Source organism: Simplicispira sp. GW247-4R2A (assembly GCF_059424465.1).
Genome location: NZ_JBWKZM010000013.1, coordinates 101,058 through 111,163 on the forward strand (window position 1 = coordinate 101,058; position 10,106 = coordinate 111,163).

7 protein-coding genes are annotated in these 10,106 nt (G+C 65.5%); 3 read left to right on the forward strand and 4 right to left on the reverse strand.

The window, feature by feature from the left end:
- Positions 1–10: 10 nt before the first annotated feature.
- Together AC07ZH_RS10785 and cydP are read right to left on the reverse strand one after the other, a co-directional pair.
- Positions 11–1,567, reverse strand: a complete 1,557-nt coding sequence (locus AC07ZH_RS10785; RefSeq protein ID WP_495199725.1) for a cytochrome ubiquinol oxidase subunit I — start codon at positions 1,565–1,567, stop codon at positions 11–13.
- 4 nt (positions 1,568–1,571) lie between these two features.
- Positions 1,572–1,757 carry a cytochrome oxidase putative small subunit CydP gene (cydP, locus tag AC07ZH_RS10790; protein WP_495199726.1) on the reverse strand — a complete coding sequence of 62 codons (186 nt, stop codon included), beginning with the start codon at positions 1,755–1,757 and terminating at the stop codon, positions 1,572–1,574.
- Between the two features lie 196 nt (positions 1,758–1,953).
- Between cydP and AC07ZH_RS10795 the strand changes: the two genes are divergently transcribed.
- Positions 1,954–3,303, forward strand: a complete 1,350-nt coding sequence (locus tag AC07ZH_RS10795; protein ID WP_495199727.1) for a sigma-54 interaction domain-containing protein — start codon at positions 1,954–1,956, stop codon at positions 3,301–3,303.
- 60 nt (positions 3,304–3,363) lie between these two features.
- On the opposite strand, the gene ssb is transcribed toward AC07ZH_RS10795, so the two are convergent.
- Complete coding sequence (gene ssb, locus AC07ZH_RS10800; protein ID WP_119109617.1) at positions 3,364–3,921, reverse strand: single-stranded DNA-binding protein; 558 nt, start codon at positions 3,919–3,921, stop codon at positions 3,364–3,366.
- A gap of 160 nt (positions 3,922–4,081) precedes the next feature.
- On the opposite strand from ssb, the gene AC07ZH_RS10805 reads away from it, so the two are divergent.
- The gene (locus AC07ZH_RS10805) at positions 4,082–5,446 is read left to right on the forward strand and encodes a chloride channel protein (protein WP_495199728.1); all 1,365 of its coding nucleotides are present in this window, start codon (positions 4,082–4,084) and stop codon (positions 5,444–5,446) included.
- A 23-nt stretch (positions 5,447–5,469) separates the two neighbouring features.
- On the opposite strand, the gene AC07ZH_RS10810 is transcribed toward AC07ZH_RS10805, so the two are convergent.
- Positions 5,470–6,654, reverse strand: coding sequence for an MFS transporter (locus AC07ZH_RS10810; protein ID WP_119109677.1), 1,185 nt, complete (start codon positions 6,652–6,654; stop codon positions 5,470–5,472).
- 269 nt (positions 6,655–6,923) lie between these two features.
- On the opposite strand from AC07ZH_RS10810, the gene uvrA reads away from it, so the two are divergent.
- Positions 6,924–10,019: an excinuclease ABC subunit UvrA gene (gene uvrA, locus AC07ZH_RS10815; RefSeq protein WP_495199729.1), complete on the forward strand. Its 3,096-nt coding sequence runs from the start codon at positions 6,924–6,926 to the stop codon at positions 10,017–10,019.
- Positions 10,020–10,106 lie beyond the last annotated feature (87 nt).

Here is a 10,106-nt window from a genome sequence, read left to right on the forward strand (position 1 = left end):
GGTTTCCTCCTCAGGCGTGGATGGGTTCTTGCTGGTAGCGGCCGGTACCCAGGCTGCCCGGGCCCATGCGGGCGAACTTCACCATGAGAGACATCTCGACGACCAGCAGCACGGTGTAGAAGCCGATGAAGCCGGCCAGCGAGCCGTAGAGACTGTTCAGACTCAGGGTCGAAACACTCAGATGGGTCGGCAATACGCCGTAGATCGTCCAGGGCTGGCGGCCATATTCGGCGACGAACCAGCCTAGCTCGCAGGAAATCCAGGGCGCGGGCAGCATGATCAGCGCCCCGCGCAGCAGCCAGCGCGGCGGGCCGAAGCCCGTCCTGAGCGTGCTCCAGAACGCCAGGCCAAACAGCGCCAGCATCAGAAAGCCCAGCCCCACCATGACGCGAAAGCTCCAGAACATCGGGGTCACGCGCGGCACCGTGCTGTCCACCGCCTTCTGGATGATCTCGGGCGTGGCCTCCCGCACATCGGCGACATACTTTTTCAGCAGCAGACCAAAGCCCAAATCCGCCTTGTCTTGCTCGAAGCGGGCCTTGGCCGCCGCATCGCCCGAGTTCTTGCGCAACGCTTCCAGGGCTGCCACGGCGTGGATGCCACGCTCGATACGCTCGCGGTTCTTCGCCTTGATGTCGTGGATACCTGGAATCTGCTGGGTCGTCGAACGCGTGCCGATCAGGCCCATCACCCAGGGGATTTCGATTTCCCAGTCGTTCTTCTGCGCCGCTTCGTCGATACCGGCCACCAGCGTCAGGCCTGCTGGTGCGGGCTTGGTTTCCCACATGGCTTCAAGCGCCGCCATCTTGGTCTGCTGGGCCTCGCCCACCGTGTAGCCCGACTCGTCGCCCAGCACAATCACCGAGCACACGCTGGCCAGGCCAAACGCCGCCGCCACGCGAAAGCTGCGCTTGGCAAATTCGATGTCGCGGCCCCTGAGCAGGTACCAGGACGAGATGGACAGCACGAACATCGCCCCCGTCACATAGCCCGCCGAGACGGTGTGCACGAACTTGGCCTGCGCAACGGGGTTGAACAGCACGGCCCAGAAGTCGGTCATCTCCATGCGCATGGTCTGGTAGCTGAACTCAGCGCCCACCGGGTTCTGCATCCAGCCATTGGCGATCAGGATCCACAGCGCCGACAGATTGGTACCCACCGCCATCAGCACGGTCACCATCAGGTGCTGCGTGCGCGAGAGCCGATCCCAGCCAAAGAAGAACAGGCCGATCATGGTCGATTCGAGGAAGAAGGCCATCAGCCCTTCAATGGCCAAGGGGGCGCCGAAGATGTCGCCCACATAGTGCGAGTAGTAGGCCCAGTTGGTGCCAAACTGGAATTCGAGCGTGATGCCGGTGGTCACCCCCAGCGCAAAGTTGATGCCGAACAACTTGCCCCAGAAACGCGTCATGTCCTTCCAGATCACGTTACCGGTCATGACATAGACGCTCTCCATGATGACCAGCAGCCACACCATGCCAATCGTCAGCGGCACGAAAAGGAAGTGGTACAGAGCCGTGGCGGCAAATTGCAGCCGGGACAGATCCACCAGTTGTTCTGAGATCACGGGGCTACTCCTGAACGGATTTTGAAATTGGGCTGGGCGGCGCCCCCAGCAACTGCGCGGCGACATCCTGCGCATCAACCGGCAAACGCTGTTCGCGCACGAACCCCCACCACAGGCCGGTCAGCACAAGCACCTTGACCACCAGCACAACGGCCAATTTGCGGATCAGGGATCGGTCGTGAAATTGCATGGTGCGGTAGGGGTGCAAGGACACAATGGAAACAAGATTCGTGCCAATCTTCTGGCACAAAAAACCCTTTGAAAATCAAAGATCTAAAACCTTGCGCAAGCATCTGCGTCCGCCTCTTCGCAGGCGCAACTGCCAAACTGGCAGAAAATGGCAGCTGCACACGCTGCCATATGGCAGTACGACCGGAACCGCTGCCATGCACCCCTTGCCCGAACTCACCGCGTTCCTCGAAGGCCTTCCAGAGCCGCATATCCTGCTGGACACACAGTACCGCATTCTTGCGGCCAACGCCGCCTACCGTCGGCAGTTCAGCGCACAGGGCAGCGTGGTGGGCCGGACCTGCCATGAGGTGTCCCACCATTTCGCCGTGCCTTGCGACCAGGCAGGCGAATCGTGCCCCCTCGCGCAGTCCCTGCACTCGGGCCAGCGCGAACGCGTCTTGCACCTGCACCATACGCCACGCGGCGAGGCGTATGTCAACATCGAGCTATCGCCTCTGCCCGGGCCGCAAGGCGGGCCGGGCTTCTTCGTCGAGAAGATGGAGTCGCTGCGAATGGCCGGGGCGCAGCCAGAAGCGGCTGCGTTGATAGGCCGCTCCGGGGCGTTCCAACGCATGCTGGCACTGGTGGCGCGTGTCGCGCCCTCCAGCGCCAACGTACTGCTGCTGGGCGAATCGGGTACCGGCAAGGAGCTGGTGGCGCGTGCCGTGCATGAGGCGAGCAACCGCGCCGGACATGCCCTGGTCGCCGTGGACTGCGCAAGTCTTCCCGAGACGCTATTCGAATCCGAATTGTTTGGCCACGAACGTGGTGCTTTCACAGGCGCGACCCATGCCCGCGACGGGCTGGTCGAAGCAGCCAACGGCGGCACGCTGTTGATCGATGAAGTGGGCGACATCCCGCTGGCCATGCAGGTCAAGCTCCTGCGCCTGCTGGAGACCGGCACCTACCGCCGCGTAGGCAGTACCGAGCTGCGGCATGCCGACATCCGCGTGGTCTCGGCCACGCACCGCGATCTGGGCGCCATGGTCGACGAGCGGCGGTTCCGCGAAGACCTGTACTACCGGCTCAGCACCTTCCCCATTGCACTGCCGCCGCTGCGCGAGCGCACGGGCGACATCGCGCTGCTGGTTCCGGCACTGCTCGCGCGGGTGGCCGCACCGCGGCAGTTTTCCGTCAGCCCGGCCGCCCTTGCGCTGTTGGAGCGCCAGCCCTTTCCCGGCAATGTGCGCGAACTGCGCAACCTCCTGGAGCGCACCACGCTGCTGTGTGATGGCAACTGCATCGAGATCGAGCATGTGCAGCTCGCGCTGGACACGGGCCTGCGCTCGCCCAAGGCGCTGGCGCCAGCCGATTGCGCGCCAGCAAGAATGCCGGTGCCGACGCAGCCCCTGCACGACAACGCACTGCGCCAAGCCCTGGCACGCCACCACGGCAGTCGAGCCGAACTGGCTTCCCAACTGGGGATCAGCGAGCGTTCACTCTACCGCCGGTTGCGGGAACTGAAAACGCCAGGGGCATCGCCATCGGCAATCGGGTCTAGCTGAACCCCGCTTTCCCCAGTAGGGAGGCTGGCTTCAATCCACAAGAATTGGCTTTGCCCGGTCTCAAAACGGAATATCGTCATCCATATCGTCAAACCCCGAGGCCGCACGCGGCGCTGGGGCTGGTGCTGGGGGGGCAGGACGAGGTGCAGGCGCTGCAGGACGCTGGGCCGGAGGCGCGGCGCGGCGGGGGGCCTGGTCAAAGCCACCGCCCGGCTCGCCGCCGTAACCGCCATCGTCGTAGCCACCACCTTGCTGGCCACCGCCGCCTTGTCCGCCCATGCCTTGGCGGCTTCCCAGCATCTGCATCTGGTCAGCGCGGATTTCGGTGCTGTACTTTTCCACACCAGCCTGGTCGGTCCATTTGCGCGTGCGCAGACTCCCTTCCACATAGACCTGCGAGCCTTTGCGCAGGTACTGGCCGGCAATCTCCGCCAGACGACCATTGAACACCACGCGGTGCCATTCGGTGGCTTCGCGCATCTCACCACTCTGCTTGTCTTTCCACTTGTCGGTGGTGGCCACGGTGACATTGGCCACCTGGTCGCCACTGGGAAAGGTGCGCATTTCGGGATCGCGGCCCAGGTTGCCGACGATGATGACTTTGTTCACGGATGCCATGGTGGGACCTGCAGGAATTGGGGAGGTGGAAACATGCGCTGCGGCCAGCGCTGGTAGGGCCCGACATTGTGCCGCAAGCCGTCCGGCGAGGGCATGCGTGCCACAATCAAAGTCAAAGGCAGCGTGTAGCCCGTTGGCAGGATCGCCGCCACTCTCTACCATGCACCACCATCAGCCCGACATTCTGCAAAACCTGCGCCGCGAGTTCTCCAGCGGCCGGCTGTGGCTGGACCGCACCGTGGTACTCGCCTACGCCGTTATCGCTGGCCTGAGCGTCGTGGCATTTACCTTTTTGACCAACCAGGCCTTCGCGTATTTCCAGCGGGTGTACCACTGGCAGGGTGGATGGGCCGTGCTGGTGTGGATTCCCACCTGGTCGGCGGCGATTGTCTGGGCGACACGCCGTTTTGCGCCCACCACGGCGGGTTCGGGCATACCGCAGGTGATCGCTGCACTAGACCCGGCAGTTGCCGAAGCCGAGCGTTCCATTTTCGTGTCGCTGCGCCTCACGCTGGCCAAGCTGGTGCTGGGAAGTGCCGGATTCCTGGCCGGCATGTCAGTCGGCAAAGAAGGGCCTTCGGTGCAAATCGCCGCCGGCGTCATGCGCCATGCAAGGCGCTGGCTAGGGCCGCATTCGGGCATCAGCGACCATGCTCTTCTGGTAGCCGGGGGCGCTGCCGGGATCGCCGCAGCCTTCAATGCGCCGCTGGCTGGCGTGCTATTCGCCATTGAGGAACTCTCGCGCAAGCTCGAATCGCGCAGCAGCGGCCTGATCATCACCGGCATCGTGCTGGCCGGTCTGATGGGCGTCTCTTTCTATGGCAACCACAGCTACTACGGCGTCATCGTGGTGCCACCACTGGATTGGAGCGCGCTGGCCCCCGGCCTGATGGTGGTGCTCGTCTGCGGAGCACTGGGCGGCCTGTTTGCCAAGGTGATGGCAACCTCCCTGACCGGAGCACCGGAACGCCTGAACGTGCTGCGCGCGCGCTTTCCGGTGCGGTTTGCAGCGGCGGGCGGCCTGATGATCGCGTTGATGGGGCTGGCCACCAGCGGCGCCACATTTGGCGCCGGCTCCGAGGCAGTGCAGCACATGCTCGCCGGGCACGCCGACGTTCCGGCGTTCTATGTCACGCTCAAGTTCATTGCCACCTGGCTGACCGCCTGGTGCGGCGTACCGGGCGGTATTTTTGCGCCTTCGCTGTCGATTGGTGCCGGCGTAGGGCACAACGTTTCGCTGTTGATGGGCGCCGACATTGCGCCAGCACTCATTGCCATGGGCATGGCGGCATTCCTCGCGGCGGTCACGCAAGCACCACTGACGGCCTTCATCATCGTGATGGAGATGATCGACGGCCACGCTCTGGTGCTGAGCCTCATGGCCGCCGCCATGTTGTCCAGCCTGATCTCGCGCCTGATCGCCAAGCCACTGTACGAAACGCTGGCGGCCCACATGGTGGCGGTGCTGAAGGCACCGGCAGCGCCAGACCCCTCTGCGCCGGCTGCCGATGCGCCGCCGCACTGAGTCCTTCACCCGCAGCGGGCGTCTCAGTGCCCGCCGCTGCTGCGCCCCACCGGCCGCAAGCCCCAACTCAGCGCCAGCCACAGCACACACAGTACGCTGGTCACACCAAACAGCGTCGGCACGCCGGCCCACTTGACCAGTGCACCGCCCAAGGCGCCGCCGGCAAACAGGCCGAGCGACTGCAGGGTGTTGTAAGTGCCCAGCGCCGCACCGCGCAGCGACGCCGGCGCCATGCGCGAGACCAGGCTGGGCTGGCTGGCCTCCAGCGCATTAAAGCCACAGAAAAACACAAACAGCACCGCCCCCAGCACCCACAGCGTCGGCGCGGTCTCGGTGGCCGCAAGCAGGCCCAGGCCCACCTGCACCACCAGCACCATGGCAATCGCCGCCAGCAAGGCCGCGCGCAAGTGACCGCGCCGCTCGAGTGCAAACAATCCGCCCATGGCAACAAACGAGAGCACCACCGCCGGCAAATAAATGTGCCAGTGCGCCGCCTTGGGCAGGCCCGCCTGCACCAGCATGGCCGGCACGGCGACCCACATGGCCAATTGCACGCTGTGCAGCACGAACACGCTCAGGTTCAGGCGCAGCAAGTCGGCATGCTTCCAGACGTCCAGCAGCCGCCCGCGCGGCGCATTGGCATGCTGGGCGGGCTCGGCCGGTACCCACCACAGCACCACGGCAACGCCGCCCAGTGCCAGCGCACAGGTCAGGCCAAACAGCCCCGACAAGCCAATGTGGGCCGCCAACGCCGGCGCCGCCACCAGCGCCACGGCAAACATGAGGCCGATGCTGCCACCCACCAGCGCCATGGCCTTGGTGCGCACGCCGTCGCGCGTCTGGTCGGCGAGCAGGGCGGTCACCGCCGCCGACACGGCGCCCGCGCCCTGCAGCGCACGGCCTACCAAAAGGCCCGTGATGGAGCCGGCCAGCGCCGCCACCAAGCTGCCAGCAGCAAAGACCAGCAGGCCCGCCACGATGACACGCTTGCGCCCCAGCCGGTCAGACGCCAGGCCCAGCGGGAGCTGCAAAAAGGCCTGCGTCAGACCATAAATACCCATGGCCAGGCCGACCAGCGCCGGGTCGTCGCCACCGGGGTACTTGCGCGCTTCAAGCGCAAACACCGGCAGCACCAGGAAGAGGCCCAGCATGCGCAGCGCGAAGATCAGCGCCAGGCTGACGCTGGAGCGTCGCTCCAGCGCGGTCATGCGGTGGGCGGGATCGGGAATCGAAGAGGGGATGGGGCGAGCAGAAGCGATGGACTCGGACACGCGGTGCAGGCCAGCCTGAAAGGGCCGGCGAAGGCTGAAAAAACGTGCATTGTGCGCCAATCGTCCAGCGAGCGTGGGGCAAACCCTGACAGCGGTGCAGTGGCTGGCCGTAGACGCAAACGGGCGTCCAGGTACCCATGCCGCAGTCCTTTCTTTATCATGAAAGGTTTTTCAGCCTTCGCGCGCACCCACGCCGCGCGCCCAATGTGAACCTTTCCCTTCCCCTTTCTATCCCTGCGCCCGCGCCCGGTGGCCCTGCCGACGAAGGCCGGCCGCTCGCCAGCGTGCTGCGGGCCCAGCAGCGCATCAGCATCCGCGGCGCGCGCACGCACAACCTCAAGAACATCGACCTCGACCTGCCGCGCAACCAGTTGGTGGTCATCACCGGGCTGTCGGGCTCCGGCAAGTCGAGCCTGGCGTTCGACACGCTGTACGCCGAGGGCCAGCGGCGCTATGTGGAGAGCCTCTCGGCCTATGCGCGGCAGTTTCTCGGGCGACTGGACAAGCCCGATGTCGATTTGATCGAGGGCCTCTCCCCCGCCATTGCCATCGAGCAGAAGGCCACCAGCCACAACCCGCGCTCCACGGTGGGCACGGTGACCGAGATTCACGATTACCTGCGCCTGCTGTACGCCCGCGCCGGCACGCCGTACTGCCCCGAGCATGGCCTGCCACTGCAATCGCAGACGGTGAGCCAAATGGTCGATGCCGTGCTGGCGCTGCCGCTTGATACGCGCTTGATGCTGCTCGCGCCCGTGGCGCGCGAGAAGAAGGGGGAATTCACCGAGCTGTTCGCGCAGATGCAGGCGCTGGGCTATGTGCGCTTTCGCGTCGATGGCCAAGTGCTGGAGGCCGAAAACCTGCCACAGCTGAAAAAGACCGAGAAGCACGACATCGACGTCGTCATCGACCGCCTCAAGGTGCGCCCGGACGCCCAGCAGCGCCTGGCCGAGAGCATCGAAGCGGCGCTGCGCGTGGGCGCCAGCGCAGGCGAGGCCAACGGCCGCGTGCTGGCGCTGGAGATGGACAGCAACACGGACGGTGAAGGCGAGCACGCGTTCAGCGCGAAATTCTCCTGCCCGGTGTGCAGCTATTCGCTGCCCGAGCTGGAACCGCGCCTGTTTTCCTTCAACTCGCCCATGGGGGCCTGCCCCACCTGCGACGGCCTGGGCCACAGCGAGGTGTTCGACCCGGCGCGCGTAGTGGCCTTTCCCACGCTCAGCCTGGCAAGCGGCGCCATCAAGGGCTGGGACCGGCGCAACGCCTACTACTTCGCCATGCTGCAAAGCCTGGGCGAGCACTACCACTTTGACGTGGACACGCCGTTCGAGACCTTGCCGCCCCAGGTGCAGCAGGTGGTGCTGCACGGTTCGGGTGACGAGCAGATTGCGTTTCGCTACCTTGTTGACAGTGGCGCATCCAAGGGCAAGCCGGTGCTGCGCGAGCACCCCTTCGAAGGCATCCTGCCCAATATGACGCGGCGCTACCGCGAGACCGATTCCAGCGCGGTGCGCGAGGACCTGGCCCGCTACCGCCAGTCGCAGCCCTGTCCCGACTGCCACGGCACACGCCTGCGCCGCGAGGCACGCTTCGTGAAAATCGGCGAAGGCGAGCAGGCCCGCGCCATCTGGGAGGTGAGCCACGCCACGCTGTCCACTGCCCACGCCTGGTTTGCCGCTCTGCGGCTCAGTGGTTCCAAGGCCGACATTGCCGACAAAGTGGTGCGCGAAATCGCCACCCGCCTGCAGTTTCTGAACGACGTGGGCCTGAACTACCTGAGCCTGGACCGCAGTGCCGAGACGCTCTCGGGCGGCGAAGCGCAGCGCATCCGCCTGGCCAGCCAGATCGGCTCGGGCCTGACGGGCGTGATGTACGTGCTCGACGAGCCCAGCATCGGCCTGCACCAGCGCGACAACGACCGGCTGATCGCCACGCTCAAACACTTGCGCGACATCGGCAACAGCGTGATCGTCGTCGAGCACGACGAAGACATGATGCGCGCCGCCGACCAGGTGGTGGACATGGGCCCCGGCGCCGGCGTGCACGGTGGCCGCGTGATGGCCCAGGGCACCTACGACGAGGTGCGCGCCAACCCCGATTCGCTCACCGGCCAGTACCTGGCGGGCACGCGCAGCATCGCCGTCCCGGCGCGGCGCACGCCCTGGCTGCCGGTGGTCAAGCAGGAGGCCCCTGCCGCGCCCAAGGGCAAGTCGCGCTTTCCCATCACAGAAGCCGGCGAGCGCCGCGCTGCACGCCTTGCCGAGCATGTGGCCCGCCAGGGCGCCGTGCAGGCGCTGCGCGTGGTCGGGGCGAGCGGCCACAACCTCAAAGACGTGAGCGTCGATTTCCCAGTTGGCCTGTTCACCTGCGTAACGGGCGTTTCTGGCTCGGGCAAAAGCACGCTGGTGAACGACACGCTGTACGCCGCCGTAGCCCACCAGCTCTACCGCGCACACGAGGAGCCGGCGGCGCACGAGGCCATTGAGGGCATCGAGTATTTCGACAAGGTCATCAACGTCGACCAGAGCCCCATTGGCCGCACGCCGCGCAGCAACCCGGCCACCTACACCGGCCTGTTCACGCCCATCCGTGAACTGATGGCCGAGACCAACCTCGCCAAGGAGCGCGGCTACGGCCCAGGGCGCTTCAGCTTCAACGTGGCGGGCGGGCGCTGCGAAGCCTGCCAGGGCGACGGCGTGGTGAAGGTGGAAATGCACTTTCTGCCAGATGTCTACGTGCCTTGCGACATCTGCCACGGCCAACGCTACAACCGCGAATCGCTGGAAGTGCAATGGAAGGGCCGCAACATCGCGGGCATTCTGGAGCTGACGGTGGAAGACGCCTACGCCTTCTTCAAGGACGTCCCGACCATCGCCCGCAAGCTGCAGACCCTGCTCGATGTGGGCCTGTCGTACCTGCGCCTGGGGCAAAGCGCCACCACGCTCTCGGGCGGCGAGGCGCAGCGGGTGAAGCTGGCGCAGGAACTCAGCAAGCGCGACACCGGCCGCACCCTCTACATCCTCGACGAGCCCACCACCGGCCTGCACTTCGCCGACATCGATTTGCTGCTCAAGGTGCTGCACCAACTGCGCGACGCCGGCAACACCATCGTCGTCATCGAGCACAACCTGGACGTTATCAAGACCGCCGACTGGATCATCGACATGGGGCCCGAGGGCGGCTCGGGTGGCGGCAGCGTGGTGGGCACCGGCACGCCCGAGCAGGTCGCGGCCAACCCGGCGAGCCATACCGGGCATTACCTGCGGAAATATTTGGCCAAATCGGCCTCTAGCGCTTTATAGATATGCGCTTTCAGCTATTTATTTGGTAGCTTACGTACGGAGATACTCTAGGGAATAATGGCCTCTCCAACTCGCCCGCCCACACCC